This window comes from Alteromonas sp. OM2203, from assembly GCF_048517045.1.
Classification (GTDB): Bacteria; Pseudomonadota; Gammaproteobacteria; order Enterobacterales; family Alteromonadaceae; genus Alteromonas; species Alteromonas gracilis.
Genome location: NZ_CP183209.1, coordinates 146,747 through 164,405 on the forward strand (window position 1 = coordinate 146,747; position 17,659 = coordinate 164,405).

A 17,659-nucleotide genomic window follows, 5' to 3' on the forward strand; every position below is an offset into this window, starting at 1 on the left:
AAGCCGCATTTTTTTGTGTTAGTTTTTATTACTGATATTTTTTAAGCTCTAGGCGCGACACCATGCCTTTGTGCACTTCGTCTGGGCCATCAGCTAAGCGAAGGGCTCTTGCGCCAGCCGCAAAGCGTGCTAGTGGGAAGTCGCTACACATACCTGCGCCGCCGTGAATTTGCAGTGCCATATCCACCACGCTTTGCAGCATGTTCGGCACAACCACTTTAATGGCTGAGATCTCTGTCATAGCGTGTTTAACGCCTAAATTATCTATTTTCCATGCTGCGTGAAGGGTAAGTAATCGCGCTTGCTCTATTGCCATGCGAGCATCAGCAACGCGCTCTAGGTTACCTCCTAAACGGATGATGGGCTTACCAAAAGCAACCCGTTCGTGACCGCGTTTAAGCGCTAGCTCTAATGCTTTTTCGGCCATGCCGATAGCGCGCATACAGTGGTGAATGCGGCCTGGGCCTAAGCGACCTTGTGCTATCGCAAATCCTTTGCCTAAACCCATTATAATGTTGTCTTTACTTACACGAACATTATCAAAGTGCATTTCGCCATGGCCGTATGGCGCATCATAATCGCCGTAGGCATCTAGCATACGCTTTATAGTAATTCCGGGTGTGTCTAGCGGCACTATTACCATACTGTGGCGGCTGTGCTTGTCATTTTCTGGGTTGCTAAGACCCATGAATATCGTGAATGCCGCGTTAGGATGGCCTAGGCCTGTCGACCACCACTTCTTGCCGTTAATAACGACATCGTCACCATCTTCAATGATGGTGGCGGCCATGTTGGTCGCATCAGACGAAGCAACATCAGGTTCGGTCATGCCAAATACCGAGCGGATCTCGCCAGCCAGTAATGGTGTTAGCCACGTTTCTTTTTGTGCATCGCTACCAAAGTGATACAGCACTTCCATGTTGCCGGTGTCAGGTGCATTACAGTTAAATATTTCAGGGGCAAAGAGGTATTTCCCCATGCGCTCAGCCATCGGCGCATATTCCAGCGTAGTCAGGCCTTGGCCTAGCTTAGCATCGGGTAAGAATAAATTCGCTAAGCCTGCTTCACGTGCTTTGGCTTTAAGTGCCTCGGTGCCAGGGTGTAGCTTCCAGTTTTTCCAATCGCCGTGATTATTTTCTTTATGATGAAAGTCGTAAACTTCATTTTCAATTGGCGCGATATGTTCAGCAATGAAGTTATCAAGTTTTTCTAATAAGGCTTTGGTTTTGTCGTTATGTGAGAAATCCATAGGGTACCTTTATCTTTATATTGTTCGCTTTCGTTTGTAATGCTTAGAAACAGCGTATTTGAGTTTCGCATCACATGGTCGGGTTGTTTATCCAAGCGCGCAAAACCATGTACTGTGATCATCGAATAGGGCGCGCGAATGTACTTCGTTAGGCTCATACTAGAGAAACTTGCTCAGTGAATGAAATGAAATATAATCCTTAAATGGTGTGAATTTTATTCATGGTTTGGCGAATGCTTGAAAACAGACAATTTGAAAAGCTCGATTTGAATTTGCTGAAGGTGTTTGAAGCCCTTTGGCAGCATAGAAACATGACCCGGGTGGCTGAAGCGCTGCACATTACGCCGTCGGCAGTTAGCCATGCCATGCGCCGGTTTCGGGATATTTTAGGCGACTCGCTTTTTGTAAAAGAAAAGCAAAGTATGCTGCCCACTGCAGCCTGCGAACGTTTAGCCCCCGCTATATTGAAAGCCTTGAGCGATATTCGAAAAGCGCTAGGGGAGTTTGCTGACTTCAACCCGTTACACAGCCATCAGCGCTTTGTTATCGCCATGCAAGAGTCGTTAGAATTAGGTGTGTTGCCAGTTTTACTCTCTACCCTTGAAAAACAGGCGCCTAATATCGAAATAGTAAGCACTCGCTTACATCGTGACACCATGCTGGCTGATTTAACCAACCGAAACCTTCACTTAGTTATTGATATTGGCCGCGCCGTTGCAGCACCAATTTCCCATTCTCTATTACGTCGGGATACCTACAAGGTGCTTATGAATAAGCAAAACCCCTTAGCGCAGAATTTAGATAAGAAAAAGTACGTGGCTGCACGTCATATTACAGTATCTAACCGCGCTAAAGGCGCGTCGGTAGAAGAAATTGCGCTGCAACAATTAGGCGTAAGTCGGCCCTCTTTATGGCGTTGCCAAAATTACCGGGCGGCAGCAGATGTGGTGGCTAATACAGAAGCGCTATTAACCTTGCCGGGTTCTGTAGCCGATGCAGTAAGCGACGATAAACTGATAAGCACTAAGCTGCCTTATCAAATACCTGCACTGGAAACGCACCTTTACTGGCATAGCCAGCAAGAAGGCGAACCTGGGCTGATGTGGCTTCGCGATTTAATGCTACACTTGTTCGCTGAATCTGGTCTTACCAGATAGGTTCTGATAGGATTTGGTGTAATTATGAGCTCTAACCCGCTGCCAGTAGTAAACGGGTGTAATACGCTATGTAACCGTGTATCAAAAAGCGCCTAGAGAACAAATTCACAGTTGCAGCAGTTGTCACTGTTGGTAAGCTCGCACGTACTGGTGAACAGGAAGCAGTAATGAAAATTCATACATTATCAGGCTACATACAGCATATTTATCTTGTTGAAGACAGCAATGGCTTGCTGTTGCTTGATGGCTGTAGCCGAGCCGACGCAGACAATGTGTGCAAATACATTACCCAAACCTTGGGCCGACCGTTAACTGACTTAAAGCTTATTGTGGTTACCCACATGCATCCCGATCACGCAGGTGGTGCTATTAAGTTGCGTCAGCGCACAGGCGCGCAAGTGGCGTCTCATCCTAAAGCGGTCAATTGGTACGCTGGTTTTGCAGGGCGTACTGCTCACGGTATCGATTTGCTGTTAACCTGGTGGGTGGCAAATCGTATTGGCAAACCAAGAATGCCCATTTGGTATAACCCAATTTTAGCGCCAGACATGACGCTCAAAGACAACCAAACGTTGCCTGGTTTTCCCGACTGGCAAGTAATCTACACGCCGGGTCACACCGATCATGATTTAACCCTTGCGCACATTCCTACGCAGCAGGCTTACATTGCTGACGTGCTGGTGCAGGTGAAGGGCGAACTCGTTCCACCGTATCCGTTGTGTCATCCGAATCAATACCGTGAAAGCTTGAAAAGGCTGGCGCAGTCACAAATTGATACATTCTTTTGCGCCCACGTTCCGCCCACCAAAAAATCAGATATCGATTTTGAACACGTTATCGAAAATGCACCGCGCAAGCCAAAGAATCACTGGCATTCCAGTAAAAATCGCATAAAGAAAAAGCTCTTCAACCAAACCCGCGAGCATTAAATAAACAACGCGTTTTTTGTTTCACAGTGATAACTTAGCTGGCACTGCCCTTGCTTTTACCTCTTAATAACCACATTACTCTTTAGGTCGTACCTAAAATTAGGTGAGAGCAGTGAAGTGAGAGCAATCAAGCGAAAGGCGCGCTCTCAGAACGTTATTTTTAAGCTATAGGTTTAAGGGAACAGGAACTGCAAAGGCAGCAAACAAAAATAATGCAAAAGAATATCGCTACGCTTTTTGACAAAACTCGGGCAATGGCGTCGCTAACTGGCGACAAGCTAAGTAGTGCGTTTAATAAAGAAACCCACCGGTTCACTATTACCGGGCTTAGCCGAAGCGGTAAGTCCATGCTGTTTACCAGCCTTATCACTATGCTAAAAAGCCGCAGTGAAGAAGGCTATGCGTGTTTGCCCCTACTACGTTATTTACCGCCTTCTCAAGTGCTAGACATGCGAATAGAGCCCATTGAAGGCTATAAACCCTTTCCTCATTTGCAGAATATTACTGATCTTGAAAACGGCCAGTGGCCGAAAGCTACCGAAGAAGCATTTGGTTTTAAACTAGTAGTACGACTTAAAGAAACAGCCTCGCTAAAACGTCATGTACTGCCTCATAGCGATGTAGTGTTTGAGTTTATCGATTACCCAGGGGAATGGGTGACCGATATTCCTATGCTAAGTAAAACCTACGCCCATTGGTCAGACTCTGCGTGGGCGCAGTTAAGCAGCGGGCCCCAGCAGTATTTTGCCAGTCAGTGGAAAGCGTATGTTAATCAATTCGATTTCGAGCAAGAGCCTACAGAGCAGCGTATTAAGCTACTCGTTAACGCCTATCGGGATTACCTTATTGACGCCAAAGCGAACGGTATATCACTACTTCAGCCAGGCAGCTTTTTATTAGAGTCGAGCGATTTCGACTGGCAGGCGTTTGGTTTCACGCCACTACCGTCTAGCATTACCAGTGATGTATCGCACCCATGGTTTAAAATTTTTGATAAGCATTTTTCGAAGTTTCAAAGTCGATGGTTAACGCCGTTAAAACAGTCCATTTTTAAGGAAACCGATAAGCAAATTATTCTGGTGGATTTGTTTGAAGGGCTTAACCACAGCAGGCAGCACTTGTATCAGTTAAAGGAAACTTTAAGCCATTTGGCCGACACTTTTGTGTACGGGCAAAGCACGTGGTTTTCGCGCAATGTGCTGAAAAAAGAACAAATAGGCAAAGTGGCGTTTGTAGCGACCAAGTCAGATCTCGTGCCAGTAAGTCAGCGTGCAAACTTACTCAGTTTACTTACCCAAATTACTGAAGGGGCCAGAGCCCGGTTCGATGATAAGCCTATTCAATTCGAACACTTTTTAGTATCTAGCATGCAAGTGACCGATGATGGCAGTAACGAAGATGCTATTCGCTATCAAGACACCGATGGCCGCTATGTCGAATCTATGTTTGAACCCATTCCAAGCACGCTGAAAGAAATGGAAGAAGGCAGCCATTTTCCAGTACCTGATGTGACTGTGCCCAACGATTTTAAGGCGCGTATTTTAGCGGGTAAGGGCGTAGACAGACTGCTTCAGTTTTTACTGGGCAAAGGAGAGCAAGAATGAGCGATAAACCTTATAAATTTGATGAAAGCCCAGAGCCTACGCGCCCGTCTACACTTAAAAATAATGGGTTTGGCGAGCAAGACGGCACGGCTTATTCGGAACACGTGTCTCAACAACGTGATAAGTACGATGAGCAGCTAAATGAAACAACTGCTGATGACGGTAATGATTATCAAGATGGCGAGCCAATGCACAAATCAGGCTCCGTGAATAAACCGCAGTACAAAACTAAGGTAAAAACACAAACCTTAGATATTGCACAGCCTAAGACCAAGCTTCCACAGCAAGTTAGTGAAGACGTGTGGAAAGTAGATGTAAATAAAGATGGCATTTCTTTAGGTGCGGCAACCTTGGGGTTTGGTGTTGTTTCGTTAATTGGCTTTTTTGTATTTGAAGCCTATACCACCCTTGCTGCTAACGTTTCTGACCATCCCATTGGAACAGGCGTATTAGGTGCGCTACTGGTGGGGTTTGTTAGCTGTTTTAGCTTTTTAAGTTTCAAAGAGTGGCGCGGCTACAAGCAAGTGAATACGGCGATGGAAGATGCTGGTGTTATCCGAAATTTGCTGGCTAATAAGCGAAATGAAACTTCACCACAAAAAATAGACCGGGTGTTAAGTCAGCACGGAAAACGCTTTTCCCGGGGCTCTTACGCAGCGCACTGCTTCGACCGCTATAAACAGCAACTTCAAGACGATATGACAGGGCCAGAACGGCTTGGTCTTTACGAAGATACGGTGTTAAAACCTGTTCAGGAAAAGGCCCATAAGGTACTCAATAAAGAGTCGGTAACGGCTGGAAGCCTAGCGTTTATTAGCCCAAACAACCTTATTCAAACCTTTGCTGTGATTTGGATTAGCTTTCGAACCATTCGCCGTATGGCCCGTGTATATGGGCTCAGACCGAGCACAGCAGGAAACTGGAAGTTGCTAAAAGTGCTGGCTCAAAACATTGCGGCGCAGGGCGTATTTGACTTGGCTACCGATGAAGTTGCCAATCAAATTGGTGGCAGCTTGTCGGCCAAGTTTATGGAAAACTCGGCCGAAGCCATAGCAGCAGGCGCACTTAACGCCCGTTTAGGGCGTGCGCTAATTAAGCTGCTTAAGTAGCGCGACTTTACCATTTGTTAGGCTGCGCTATGGACGTTGTGCATCCTAACTGCCAGTGGTGCATTACGTAATTTAGCGCGAAATCTACTCGCTGTCGTAACAGTGTTATAGCGCCTTTTTAGTGGGTACAACCACGTTAGCAAAAATAAGCCCCGCTACTAGCGACATAAAAATAAGAAACACTTCCTGGCCTAAATGATCGGCCTTCACGAAGTCTTGGCCGGTCATAAACGAGTTCAAACCAATATAGGTTTTAGACCCCGGCACCAACACGATAAGCCCGTGCATGGCAACAATGGTAGCTGGTTGGTTGGCAATGCGAGTGAACGCATTAGCAAAAATACCTAATGCGAATGCACCCACGAATGCACCTAGCCCCGGGCTCATGTAATCTGAGCTCCATGCGGTAGCGCTGTAGGCAATAAACGCGGCTGCCAGCGCCCAAGGAATATGTTTAATACGCGTTCTGAATATCGCAACTAGGGCAATACACAGTAAGAATACCGCGAGCCACGTTGCCCAGTAAGGCAATGATTCTGCTGGCGTATACACGTTTTCACCGAACGCGCTAAAGCCCACAGATACACCCAGAAACGCGCCAAAGTACAATTTAAACAGCTGCATGATAGCGTCCATGGTGCGGGCGGTACCCGACACCATATTACGGGATGACAGCTCTGCAAGGCCCATGGTTAGGGCAAGACCTGGCACAAACACAATGACCGATGAAAGCACAACCAGCGGAATGTTGATGCCTGGGTCAACGTACTGACCGATAGCGCAGGCAAGAATACCGCCTACAAATGCGGTAACTGGCTCTAGCATTAAGTTTACGCGTTTAGACTGCTGTGCCCATAAGGTCCATAAATAGGCCACAATACCCAGCGCGCCCGACCAGCCAATTTCACTCCAACTAGCTCCCATCAGCATGGCAAATGCACCAGTAGCCATGGCAAAGGCTATGCCGGTTACCCATTTCCCGTAGGGGCTACCCATGGCGTCAATTTCGTCTAAACGCTTGTCTGCTTCACTTAGTGTTAATTTGCCCGATAGGAGTTCGCTGGCTAGTTCGTCGGTGAGGGATAATGCATTCATGTCTAGATCGCCAGGTAACAAACGGGCCGCATGATTGTATTCGTCTTCGTGACGGTCGCTCCAGATAACAAAAGTTAGTGACGTGGGCGTTGAAATAAATGAAGCGTGGACGCCCAAATATTTGGCGACTTCACCAAGGTAAGCTTCAAGACGGAACGCAGGGGTACCGTACTTGTGCAGCATTTTTCCTAGCTTCACTATAAATCTACGAATTTGAATAAATTCAACGGTATCCAACGCACTGCCCTTAAGTTTTGATAACTTTAATATGAGATAAATAAGACAAAAAAGCCAGACGCATAAGAAAAGGGTCTGGCTAAAATTTGTGCGGATTCTACGGAGGGTTTTACGGGAAAGCAAAACAAATTTTTTATTTATTTTGCCTTAAAAAAACTAATCGTTTAACCGATTGCAAAGCTGCCATTTTATTGCGCTTTGCATGCATGTATTCAAACAGAGTTGAACGGCTAGGCGCGGGCTTTAAAGGGCATCCAATCTTTCCAAACGGGCTCTAATCCTCTCGCTGCAATCGCGTTTACCACGTCTGATACCGAACGGTTGTCGTCTATATCAAACTGATTTAACGCCTGTGAAGGCTCGCTATAGCCGCCTGGCTGCGTTTGGGAAGCTGCACTCATTGATGTTATCCCCAGCGGCATTACGCCGTCTCGAAATGCGGCCGATTCGCGGGTAGAAAGCGATAGTTCAGCTTGTTGATTAAACAATCGGTGGGCGCAAATCAGCTGAAGCAAGTCACGTTCATTAGGTAGCTTGCTATTGGTAAGTGCGTTACCGCCAGTATCGTTACCCTCACAACTTCGAAGCCTAGGAAAGGCAATAGACACGCGGCTTTGCCAATAGTGCTGTTGTATCAACTTGCCGTGAAGAGCGGTCATAGCACTATCAACCCGCCAGTCACCTAAACCAAGTAGCGCACCTATACCTATCTTATCTATACCGGCTTGCCCTATACGATCGCTGGCTTCTAAGCGCCATAAAAAATCCTGTTTTTTACCCCGGGTGTGGAAGCTGGCGTAATGCTGTGGCGAATAGGTTTCCTGATACACTAAAACAGCATCTAACCCCTGGTATTTCAGGGTTTCGTATTGCTCCCTTTTTAGCGGCTGCACTTCCATCATAAGGTAGCTTACCTTGTCACGAATAGCGCTCAGGGTTCGTTCGAAATAGTCCATGCCCACTTTAGTTTCATGTTCACCAGTCACCAGTAACACCTGGGAAAATCCCATATCATTAATGGCTTCAATTTCGGTAAGCACTTCACTTATAGATAGGGTTTTGCGCTTTATTTTATTGCTCATGGTAAAGCCGCAGTAGGTACATTCATTGGCACATAGGTTCGACAGGTACAAAGGCACAAAAAGCTGCATAGTATTGCCAAAGCGATGGCGGGTAAGCGCCTGCGCACGACTTGCCATGGCTTCAAGATAGGGTACGCCAGCGGGGGAAATCAATGCCATAAAGTCGTCTAGCGATAGTGTATTAGCGTTTAACGCTCGCTCTACATCACTGTCGGTTTTACTGTTTATCGACAAAGCTAAATGCGACAAATCCTGCTGAATTAGCGCTTGCGCTACCTTCATACCGCCGGCTCCAAAAATGCAGTTAATGGGCTGGAAGCTTGTGCTTGATTAAACGTTGCGCCAAGCCCTGCTTCAAACGCTTTTCGGCCCGTTTCCACCGCACTGGCAAAGGCTTCTGCCATGGCCACAGGGTTTTGGGCGGTGGCGATGGCGGTATTTACCAGTACGGCATCTACGCCCATTTCCATGGCAGCCATGGCTTCACTGGGCTTTCCTATTCCAGCATCAACAATTACAGGAATTGACGCCTGCTCAACAATAATCTGTAAGAAAGGTTTGGTTTGTAAACCCTGATTACTCCCAATAGGTGCGCCTAAGGGCATAACCGCGGCGCAGCCTACATCTTCTAATCGCTTGCATAAAACAGGGTCTGCGCCGCAATAGGGTAAGACGTGAAACCCTTTTTTTGCCAAAATCTCAGCGGCTTTAAGCGTTTCGATAGGGTCGGGCAATAGATAACGCTGATCAGGATGAATTTCGAGCTTTATCCAAGGGCTACCTAATGCTTCGTAGGAAAGCTCAGCCGCAAACACAGCTTCTTGTGCATTTTTAGCCCCAGATGTATTAGGTAATAAAGTCACTCCTAATTCTCGAAGTGCTTTTAACGTTTGGTCTTGCCCGCTGCTGCTCGCTACGCGTTTCATGGCTAGCGTAACGATATTGCTTTGTGCGGCAGCCACCGCATTTTTCATGATGGTGGCGTTACTAAATTTCCCCGTACCGGTTAAAAGACGTGATGTAAACGTGTGGTTTGCTAGCGTTAGCATATTAGCCTCCTGCCACTAAGGTAAAGATATCAACGGTGTCGTTGTCGTTGAGGTAAGTAGTCGGCCACTCTCGTTTGCTCACGATGGCCGCATTTTTAGCGATGGCAGTGCCGTCTACGTCAATTTGCTTAAGCGCAATGAGTTCGCTTAACGAGATGGGTGCAATCACGGTTAAAGGATGATTGTTCACATTTACCTTAATTTGGGTCATGGCATACCTCACAGGTTGAAGAAGGGGGAAGTATGAAGCTTTGGAGCGAGCCTTGACTGGCATTCCCGGTTAGGTAATGGCCCCACTTTATGTCGGCGTTGAATCTTTTAGCTAAATACAGCAAAGCCTGTGTAGCTTGATGGCAGGCGGCCATACCTACTACTGGGCCTAGCACGCCTTTGCTTAGGCAGTCTTCGCGCACGTCTATGTGTTCAACAAGACAGGCGTAACAACCGATGCGTTTGTTGTTTTGAGGTAAGTTCAATGCCTGCCAGCGTAGTCCGCTTGCCGCCGCAATAAAAAGCGGAATAGAAGCACGATGGGTAACGGCATTAATGTGCTTACGCGTTTCGATGTTATCGGTACAATCAAGTACGCAATCGGCAGTAGAAATTAATGTTGGTAAGTTCTTACTATCAGCGTAAATGCTTTTAAATATGATGTTAAGTTTGGAGTCAACTTTGCGTAATTCATTAAATAGCGATTTGGCTTTAAGCTCGCCAAGGTGCATTTCATTGTAAGTCACTTGGCGCTGCAGATTACTTATATCTACGGTGTCGCCGTCAACTAATGTAATGGTTCCTACACCGGCCCCAGCTAAATACCGGGCGACTAAGCTACCTAATCCGCCAAGGCCAATTACCACTGCATGGGAGCTGGCAAGCTTTGCTTGTCCCTCATCTTCAACGCTATCAAGCATGAGTTGTCTGCTGTAGCGCCTTATGTCTTGCGTGTTTAATGAGTGCTCAAATACTTGGCCTGCTATATGGCTAACGGTTTGGCCTGCCGAGTAAGCAGTGGTCTGGGTGAATGAATGGCTATGCAAAACCCGCCTCCTTAGACAAAGCATAAAACGCGTGTAGGGGATCATCGACTTGGGTAATCGCACTGACTACCGCTATGCCGCTAACTCCTGTTTTAGCTACATCGGCAATGCGCGCTAGGTTAATACCACCTATAGCAACGGTAGGAATGCCTTCACAGAGTTCAACGTATTTGGATAAGCGTTCTATGCCTTGCGGTTTAGAAGGCATTTCTTTGGTATTGGTAGGAAATATGTGCCCAAGTGCGATATATGATGGCTTCAGTTGTCGCACTCGCTGAATTTCTGCAAAGCCATGGGTTGAGATACCCAGCCTGGTACCAGCCTTTCGAATAGCGTGCAAATCGGCGGTATCGATATCTTCTTGCCCTAAATGCACACCGAAAGCACCTAGCTCAATAGCCAGCTCCCAATAATCGTTAATGAATAATTGGCAGTGTGTGTGCTTTGTGAGTGCTATTGCCTCTTTTATCTGCTGGCGAATGTTTTCTTGTGTTCCCTGTTTTACACGAAGCTGAATGATATTAGTGTCGGTAGGTAATAATCGTTCTATCCACTCAACGCTATCGACCACAGGATATAAACCTAGATGCGTTTGGGTAAGGGTTTTGAAAGGGCTTATTACTGTATTGCTTTGAGGCAGAGGCGTTTTTTCTGCGTCTAATGAAAAGGTTTGCGTTGCCAGTGGTTCTCGAGGAGAAAATTTTACTAAAGGGAAGCTCGCTGGATTACGCAGAAAGCCAACGCAACGCCCAAAAGCAGGCGTATGTGCTGAGCTTGAGCAAGAGTCGCTTCTGATCTGGCTAACATAAGCGTTTGCCAGGGTGAGCGCATCCTCAATACAGTAATCATGTACAACAAATGCAGCAATAGCACTGGCTAACATGCACCCTGTACCGCGAAGCTTGCCAGTGTTTTTTCTTGGCTGAGTGAGCTGTATAGTTTGTGTTGGGCTCACAAAAGTATCACATGCTTGTGTTTGCCAACTTGCGTGCCCACCTTTCACATAAACAGCGTGTGCGCCGTTTTCAATAAGCTGGTATGCCGCCGCGCGCAGGCTATCATCGGTCTTTACTGGCATATTAGTTAACCAGGAAAGCTCTTGGGTATTAGGGGTAACCAAGTCTACGGTGTTTAAAAGTGCTTCTACCACTGGTTCAGAGAGCTCACTTAACTTTCCACCTGATGAGGTGCGCAATACCGGGTCCCATACGACAAACGGTCGTGGCATAGCCAGAGATTGAATGCGGGCACACAGTAATAACGCCTGCTCATCGTTAGCAATAGCCCCTATTTTTATGGCGCTAGCTTGAGTACTTTCACTTAGCACCTGCCACTGCTGATTCAGCGCCGAGACCGTCATGCTTTCTTTACTAAGCATCACCGTGTTTGACTGCGCCGTGGCCTGTGTAGTAATAACGCAGGCGTGAACCTTTAAGTCGGCAAGGGTAATGGCGTCGCGGGTTATACCCGCGCCGCCACTAGAGTCTATGCCGCCTATACACCATACAACTGGCTGTTTAACCGCCGTTTGCTGCAAAGCGTTGTCTGTCATGGCAATTCAACCTTGCTGTCGGCGGTATGATAGAGTTCAGCGCCAGATTCATTGAACGCGTTTGCCATGTCTTTCATGCCTTTTTCCTTTTCTTCTTCATGCGCATGATGTTCCGCCTGCTTAGCGACATCCCGTACCTCTTGGGAAATTTTCATGCTGCAGAACTTAGGACCGCACATTGAACAAAAGTGAGCAACCTTGCCGGAAGCCTGAGGAAGGGTTTCATCGTGATAGGCACGAGCCGTATGCGGGTCTAAGGCTAAGTTGAATTGATCTTCCCATCTAAATTCAAAGCGCGCTTTCGACATGGCGTTGTCGCGAATTTGTGCACCTGGGTGACCTTTGGCCAAATCAGCGGCATGAGCGGCGATTTTGTAGGTGATTAGGCCTTGTTTTACATCTTCTTTATTGGGAAGACCTAAGTGCTCTTTAGGTGTTACATAGCAGAGCATAGCGCAGCCGAACCAACCAATCATGGCGGCACCAATGCCGGATGTGAAGTGGTCGTAGCCCGGTGCGATATCCGTAGTTAAGGGGCCAAGGGTATAGAAAGGCGCTTCATGGCAGTGCTTTAATTGCTCTTCCATGTTCTCTTTAATCATGTGCATTGGCACATGCCCGGGGCCTTCAATCATTACCTGAACATCGTATTCCCACGCAATTTTTGTCAGTTCTCCAAGGGTTCGTAACTCAGAGAACTGTGCGTCGTCGTTAGCATCGGCAACGCTGCCCGGGCGCAGGCCATCTCCTAACGATAATGCCACATCGTACTTGGCGCAAATTTCACAGATATCGCGAAAGTGCTCGTATAAAAAGCTTTGCTGGTGGTGACTTAAGCACCATTTCGCCATAATTGACCCGCCGCGAGATACAATTCCGGTAACTCGTTTTGCCGTAAGGTGCACGTACTCAAGCAGTACACCAGCATGAATGGTGAAATAATCCACCCCTTGCTCGGCCTGCTCGATAAGCGTGTCTTTAAACATCTCCCATGTGAGGTCTTCGGCAACGCCGTTTACTTTCTCAAGGGCCTGATAAATGGGCACGGTGCCAAGTGGAACCGGACTATTTCGCAGAAGCCACTCGCGGGTTTCGTGAATGTTTCTGCCGGTGGATAAATCCATTATTGTGTCGGCGCCCCAGCGGGTCGACCACACCAGCTTTTCTACCTCTTCTTCAATGGAAGAGGTCACCGCTGAGTTACCAATGTTGGCGTTAATTTTCACCAAGAAGTTGCGGCCAATAATCATTGGCTCTAGCTCAGGATGATTAATATTGCACGGAATAATGGCGCGCCCTGCAGCCACTTCCTGACGCACAAATTCGGAGGTTATAGTCTCGGGTAAATTTGCGCCAAAGTGTTCGCCTTTGTGTTGCTGCGTAAGTTCTGCATCTTTAATTGCTTGGCGACCCATATTTTCGCGAATGGCAATGTATTCCATTTCAGGGGTAATAATGCCCTTTCTGGCGTAGTGCAGTTGCGTTACGTTTTTGCCCGCTTTCGCTTTTAACGGTTTGCGGTTGCGTATAAAGCGAAAATCTTCGGTAAAAATGTCGTTTTCACGCGCTTTAGCAAAATGTGATGAAACACCATCAAGAGCATGGGTATCGCCACGCTCTTCAATCCACGCTTTGCGCAAAGGCGCTAAGCCTTTGTGAACATCAATGTTTTCGTCGGGGTCGCCGTAGGGGCCGGAAGTGTCGTACACGGGAATCGGCGGGTTTGGTGTTAAAATAGGGTTGTCTTCGGTGCCACCGACTAAGCTGTCGTGCTGATGAATAAGGCGCATGGCAACGCGGATGTCATCTCGGCTTCCATTTTCGTAATGGCGTGTGGAATTGGGGTAAGCTTCGCCTGCTAGCTCGTTGATGAATTGTTGCGCCTGTTGGCGCTGTTCGCGTCTGTTCGACATAGCATTTTGGCCTTTTGAGTTTAGGTTTAAAAATGCTTGTCAGGAGTGAAGGAGAATACAATGTGCGAGGGTTAAGGTTTTAAACCCAGCTTTCAACTCGAGGGTAATAACAATTGTGTGATGAGCGTTATCGTTGCTTTAGCCTAGATGCTTGCGCCGCTGTCTGCGTTCGCTTTCTACGCTTAACCTATCCTAACTTTTTCATCACTCACTTTATTACACAAACGAGCAACAGTGTTGTAGGCACTGTGTGCATTGCATTTTCTTGTTCCCTTCGCAGGTATTAGCCTGATCAGGTTCTACGGATCCCACTTTCGCGGTCTCAGCTTACTGGATTACCAGTGAAGCACTCCGACAAGTAATTTATTTTATTCGCGCTTAAAACAAGGTCTGCTCACTAAAACTGAGCGTTTTTAAACGCAAGTTTGGAGCACGAATTTACTGTTCCTTTTTACTATATCTTCAATTTTACACATAATACAAGTACTACCAGCTAAGTTAAATGAAACGTCATCTAACCAGCTAACTGCTGACCCTCTTTATAAAGCTGAAGGGCTGTAGCTGTATCTTGTTGGCGCTCACTGATAGCAGAAAGCAACAGCAAGTCTTCTTTGCGCGATTTCATTTTTGTCGCTTTAAGCAAGGCTTTTTCAGCCAACACATCGTCGCCTGAGTTAAACGCAACTTGGCCTAGTGTTGAGTACAGTTCAACATTTTGGTCGTCTTGTTTAATCCAGCTTTCTAACAAACGTAATGACGGCGATGCATCAGGAATATTAAGCTGCGTGAACAGCGGGAACAAGGTGCTATTCGGGCCACGTTTTTGCCATTCAACCAACAGTTGCTGCGCGTCTGCATGCATGCCTTGGTCAAGTAACTGCTGAACATACGCAGCGCGATATGCATCGTCGTGACGCAGTTTGCGCGGCAGCGTATCCCAATATGATTTAAGCTCAACAGCACCTTGCTTACTGGCAATTTCTGCAAATTTACCTTTGGCAATACGCTGGCTCCACGCTGTGTAATCGTCTTTAGGTAGCGCCTTGCGCCAGGCAGAAAGATTGTCTTGCAATACTTGCCACTTACCCAGCTTGGCAAGAATACGCGCTTTAAGCTGAACAACTTGCTTGTTCTCGCGCTCTTTTTCTTCAAGTTCATCAAGCTTTTCAAGGGCCGCGTCGTATTTCTCTTCGGCCATATCGACACGGGCGTGCATGACTGTAGCGGCTACTCTTGCGTTGGGGAAATCAGAGGCCTGTACTAAGAAATAACGGGCCTTAGACAGGTCATTATTAGCAAGAGCAATTTGAGCTGATGCTAAATAGTTAACGCCTTCAAAATCTCCGTTTGTAGTTTTGCTTAACGACTTTTGAGCGCTGTCGAAATCACCAGACGCCATAGCGTGAAGGCCATCATAAAAAGCGCGTTTGCGCTTGCGCTCACCCAGTGTACCAAACCACTTGTGAGAGCCCGTTATCAGGCTTAACGCCCACACAATAAGTTTCGATAGTACATACCAAGCGATAACGGCACCAATCACCAAAATACAAAAGCTGATTACCGTCATTTCAATGGCAGTACTGCCAAGAGAAATAAGCACGTAACCTTTATCGCCAAGTAGCATTGGTCCAACAATGAGTGCAACAACGAATGCGGCTAATACCGCAAGGGCAATAGCTAACCATTTCATAGTGCGCTTGCTCCTTGTCCAAATACCTGTTTAACACGGCTATCTAGCAAACGCTCTAAAGGCTTTTGCGAGGCCAGCTCAGTAGGAATAGGACGGGAAATGTCAGTGGCAATAAGATTTTGTAGCGCTTCTACAAAGCCGGTCACTTGGCTTTTTTCTGTATCGTATTTTTCGATAATTAGCGTTTGGGCATATTGCAGTGATTGATTATATAAGCCTGCATCGCCTTGAAGCGCGGCAGTTTGTGCGTGCATGAGCTGCAGTCGAAGCTGCTCTTTCGCTAAAAATTGCGCTTCTAAAGAAAGTACTGGCTCAATAGGGCCCTCAATGGTTTTAACGGTTAAGAAATCATTAACCAAAGAGCGCCATACTTTAGCAAGGTTGTCTTGCCAATCGTCAGCAGATTCCGACAAGGTGGTGTCTTCGGCGCTCGCGTCCTCTGGTTTTTCAAAGGTATCAAGGGGAAGCTTGTCAATTTGTGCCATCATGCCGGTAAGCGCAAGGGCGACCGAACTCTGAGAGACAGGGTTAAGCTGCTGCAGTGTTTGAATGTCTTCCGCTAGGCTTGCGCGAACAGGCAGTACCGAAGGGTCTGCTAAAGACTTTAAGCGCTTATCTGCATTAACAAGAAGTAAAATGGCGGTGCGTACGTCGTTTTCCAGCCACAGCTTTCTGCCTGCCATACGCACTAAATAGTCGGCTTCGGCTATTAACCAGTCTGCGGGGCGGCGACCTTCCATATTGTTAAGTTGCTGCAGTGTAGACTCAGCTTGCAGAGAGAGTTGTTCGTTCTGCGTTTTCAGTTCGTCCACAGTGCTTTGTAAGGTTTGGTTTGTTCGCGCTACGTCTTGTAGCGTCGCTAAAATGTCTGCGCGCTCACGTTCAATGGCGTTCAATTTAGTCGCGTTACTTTGCTGGGTAGTGGCAGAGTCAGCGCTTGCCGATTGCTGCTGCATATAATACCAATAACCAGCGCCAGCCATGCCCAACACAATTAAAAATAGGATGATTACAACGAACCATAATAGGCCATTGCCTGATGATTTCTTTTGCTTAGCGCCAGACTTTGTCGATTCGCTCTGTGTGGCAGAAGACTCAATTACTTCTTTTTCAGCATCCACGTTTACGCGTTCCTCTACTTGTGGGCTATTTTCGTTATTATTGGCCATTTAATACTCCCAGTTATCCTTTACCCAGGCGATGAGCGCCTGATCGGTGGCTCGCTGACAAACGCCAACCTTTTTAATACCTTTAACAGTCAGGGTGTTGGCAATACGACTACTTACTGTTAACCATGGAAAGTCGAATAATGCGTCACCATAGTGTGCTATCAGCTGTAGTGCCATTGCTTCGCTTGTAGCGATAATGCCGCTAACGTCGCTCATTTTCCACCGTTTTGTGTAAATTGGACGGCTAAGTAGCTCTCTCTTATAAACGTTAAAGCAATTTACTAGAATTCCTCGTTCGTTTAATCCGTCGGCAATTGCACTTCGCCCACCTTCGCCTTTAATAATAACGACCTGTTGACAGTTTGCCTCATTGAGTTGATGCATTGCCAATATACCTTCCGATGTATGAACGTCAGGCGTAACAATTTTATCTAGCGGAAATACGTCTAGCTCAGATTGTAGTTTACGCAATGTCGCATCGCCCACTGCCACAATGAGCGGTGGGTTATCAAACGCTTTATTAAGGCCTGTTACTGCAGATTTAACTGCGTATACGCTGGTCACTACTACCACATTAACGGGGTTATTCCGCAGAAATTCAGCGGCAGCGCTACTTTCTGAAGAAACCGGCGTAATATCTGAGGTGGCTATGCCCACGGCATCTAAGCCAGCTTTTTCAAAAGCTATCGCACTGGCTTTTAATTTCGGTAAGGGGCGAGTAAACAGTAGCATGTAAACGAAGCTTCATCCTTTTTGGTTTTCGCCATACCGCGCGAAATAAAACAGC

General features: G+C 46.9%; 15 protein-coding genes and 1 riboswitch. Of the genes, 4 read left to right on the plus strand and 11 right to left on the minus strand.

Annotation, left to right across the window (positions count from 1 at the left end):
• Positions 1–28 precede the first annotated feature (28 nt).
• A complete protein-coding gene (locus tag ACM0P2_RS00670) occupies positions 29–1,249 on the minus strand; it encodes an acyl-CoA dehydrogenase family protein (protein ID WP_159118284.1) in 1,221 nt (406 codons plus the stop codon).
• 233 nt (positions 1,250–1,482) lie between these two features.
• Between ACM0P2_RS00670 and ACM0P2_RS00675 the strand changes: the two genes are divergently transcribed.
• From ACM0P2_RS00675 to ACM0P2_RS00690, 4 genes are all read left to right on the plus strand, one after another.
• Complete coding sequence (locus tag ACM0P2_RS00675; protein ID WP_159118283.1) at positions 1,483–2,406, plus strand: LysR family transcriptional regulator; 924 nt, start codon at positions 1,483–1,485, stop codon at positions 2,404–2,406.
• Between the two features lie 167 nt (positions 2,407–2,573).
• On the plus strand, positions 2,574–3,335 hold the full coding sequence (locus ACM0P2_RS00680; protein ID WP_159118282.1) for an MBL fold metallo-hydrolase: 762 nt from the start codon (positions 2,574–2,576) through the stop codon (positions 3,333–3,335).
• 212 nt (positions 3,336–3,547) lie between these two features.
• A complete protein-coding gene (locus ACM0P2_RS00685) occupies positions 3,548–4,939 on the plus strand; it encodes a YcjX family protein (protein WP_159118281.1) in 1,392 nt (463 codons plus the stop codon).
• Positions 4,936–6,048: a DUF697 domain-containing protein gene (locus tag ACM0P2_RS00690; protein ID WP_419227117.1), complete on the plus strand. Its 1,113-nt coding sequence runs from the start codon at positions 4,936–4,938 to the stop codon at positions 6,046–6,048. Before ACM0P2_RS00685 ends, ACM0P2_RS00690 begins: the two co-directional genes overlap by 4 nt.
• 105 nt (positions 6,049–6,153) lie before the next feature.
• On the opposite strand, the gene ACM0P2_RS00695 is transcribed toward ACM0P2_RS00690, so the two are convergent.
• From ACM0P2_RS00695 to ACM0P2_RS00740, 10 genes are all read right to left on the minus strand, one after another.
• The gene (locus ACM0P2_RS00695) at positions 6,154–7,380 is read right to left on the minus strand and encodes a threonine/serine ThrE exporter family protein (protein ID WP_159118279.1); all 1,227 of its coding nucleotides are present in this window, start codon (positions 7,378–7,380) and stop codon (positions 6,154–6,156) included.
• Positions 7,381–7,610: 230 nt separating this feature from the next.
• Positions 7,611–8,744, minus strand: coding sequence for a 2-iminoacetate synthase ThiH (gene thiH / locus ACM0P2_RS00700; RefSeq protein ID WP_159118278.1), 1,134 nt, complete (start codon positions 8,742–8,744; stop codon positions 7,611–7,613).
• Positions 8,741–9,511: a thiazole synthase gene (locus ACM0P2_RS00705; RefSeq protein WP_159118277.1), complete on the minus strand. Its 771-nt coding sequence runs from the start codon at positions 9,509–9,511 to the stop codon at positions 8,741–8,743. The genes thiH and ACM0P2_RS00705 overlap by 4 nt, the downstream gene beginning before the upstream one ends.
• Position 9,512: 1 nt before the next feature.
• On the minus strand, positions 9,513–9,722 hold the full coding sequence (thiS, locus tag ACM0P2_RS00710; RefSeq protein WP_159118276.1) for a sulfur carrier protein ThiS: 210 nt from the start codon (positions 9,720–9,722) through the stop codon (positions 9,513–9,515).
• Positions 9,709–10,548 (minus strand): HesA/MoeB/ThiF family protein, encoded by an 840-nt coding sequence (locus ACM0P2_RS00715; protein WP_236547090.1) that lies wholly within the window; start codon positions 10,546–10,548, stop codon positions 9,709–9,711. The genes thiS and ACM0P2_RS00715 overlap by 14 nt, the downstream gene beginning before the upstream one ends.
• Positions 10,541–12,100 carry a thiamine phosphate synthase gene (thiE, locus tag ACM0P2_RS00720; RefSeq protein ID WP_419227118.1) on the minus strand — a complete coding sequence of 520 codons (1,560 nt, stop codon included), beginning with the start codon at positions 12,098–12,100 and terminating at the stop codon, positions 10,541–10,543. Before thiE ends, ACM0P2_RS00715 begins: the two co-directional genes overlap by 8 nt.
• Positions 12,097–14,013 carry a phosphomethylpyrimidine synthase ThiC gene (gene thiC / locus ACM0P2_RS00725; RefSeq protein ID WP_159118274.1) on the minus strand — a complete coding sequence of 639 codons (1,917 nt, stop codon included), beginning with the start codon at positions 14,011–14,013 and terminating at the stop codon, positions 12,097–12,099. Before thiC ends, thiE begins: the two co-directional genes overlap by 4 nt.
• Before the next feature lie 252 nt (positions 14,014–14,265).
• A riboswitch (TPP riboswitch) is annotated at positions 14,266–14,377 on the minus strand.
• Positions 14,378–14,527: 150 nt separating this feature from the next.
• On the minus strand, positions 14,528–15,703 hold the full coding sequence (locus ACM0P2_RS00730) for a heme biosynthesis HemY N-terminal domain-containing protein (protein ID WP_159118273.1): 1,176 nt from the start codon (positions 15,701–15,703) through the stop codon (positions 14,528–14,530).
• A complete protein-coding gene (locus tag ACM0P2_RS00735; protein WP_159118272.1) occupies positions 15,700–16,872 on the minus strand; it encodes a uroporphyrinogen-III C-methyltransferase in 1,173 nt (390 codons plus the stop codon). Before ACM0P2_RS00735 ends, ACM0P2_RS00730 begins: the two co-directional genes overlap by 4 nt.
• Entirely contained in the window at positions 16,873–17,604 is a 732-nt protein-coding gene (locus ACM0P2_RS00740; protein ID WP_159118271.1) for a uroporphyrinogen-III synthase, read from the minus strand. It abuts the gene before it with no gap.
• Positions 17,605–17,659 lie beyond the last annotated feature (55 nt).

Excerpts from the sequence above, each read along its gene's own strand:
- ACM0P2_RS00670 (WP_159118284.1), bottom strand. The coding sequence starts at position 1,249 with ATGGATTTCTCACATAACGACAAAACCAAAGCCTTATTAGAAAAACTT.
- ACM0P2_RS00675 (WP_159118283.1), top strand. The coding sequence starts at position 1,483 with ATGCTTGAAAACAGACAATTTGAAAAGCTCGATTTGAATTTGCTGAAG.
- ACM0P2_RS00680 (WP_159118282.1), top strand. The coding sequence starts at position 2,574 with ATGAAAATTCATACATTATCAGGCTACATACAGCATATTTATCTTGTT.
- ACM0P2_RS00685 (WP_159118281.1), top strand. The coding sequence starts at position 3,548 with ATGCAAAAGAATATCGCTACGCTTTTTGACAAAACTCGGGCAATGGCG.
- ACM0P2_RS00690 (WP_419227117.1), top strand. The coding sequence starts at position 4,936 with ATGAGCGATAAACCTTATAAATTTGATGAAAGCCCAGAGCCTACGCGC.
- thiH (WP_159118278.1), bottom strand. The coding sequence starts at position 8,744 with ATGAAGGTAGCGCAAGCGCTAATTCAGCAGGATTTGTCGCATTTAGCT.
- ACM0P2_RS00705 (WP_159118277.1), bottom strand. The coding sequence starts at position 9,511 with ATGCTAACGCTAGCAAACCACACGTTTACATCACGTCTTTTAACCGGT.
- thiS (WP_159118276.1), bottom strand. The coding sequence starts at position 9,722 with ATGACCCAAATTAAGGTAAATGTGAACAATCATCCTTTAACCGTGATT.
- thiE (WP_419227118.1), bottom strand. The coding sequence starts at position 12,100 with ATGACAGACAACGCTTTGCAGCAAACGGCGGTTAAACAGCCAGTTGTA.
- thiC (WP_159118274.1), bottom strand. The coding sequence starts at position 14,013 with ATGTCGAACAGACGCGAACAGCGCCAACAGGCGCAACAATTCATCAAC.
- ACM0P2_RS00730 (WP_159118273.1), bottom strand. The coding sequence starts at position 15,703 with ATGAAATGGTTAGCTATTGCCCTTGCGGTATTAGCCGCATTCGTTGTT.
- ACM0P2_RS00735 (WP_159118272.1), bottom strand. The coding sequence starts at position 16,872 with ATGGCCAATAATAACGAAAATAGCCCACAAGTAGAGGAACGCGTAAAC.
- ACM0P2_RS00740 (WP_159118271.1), bottom strand. The coding sequence starts at position 17,604 with ATGCTACTGTTTACTCGCCCCTTACCGAAATTAAAAGCCAGTGCGATA.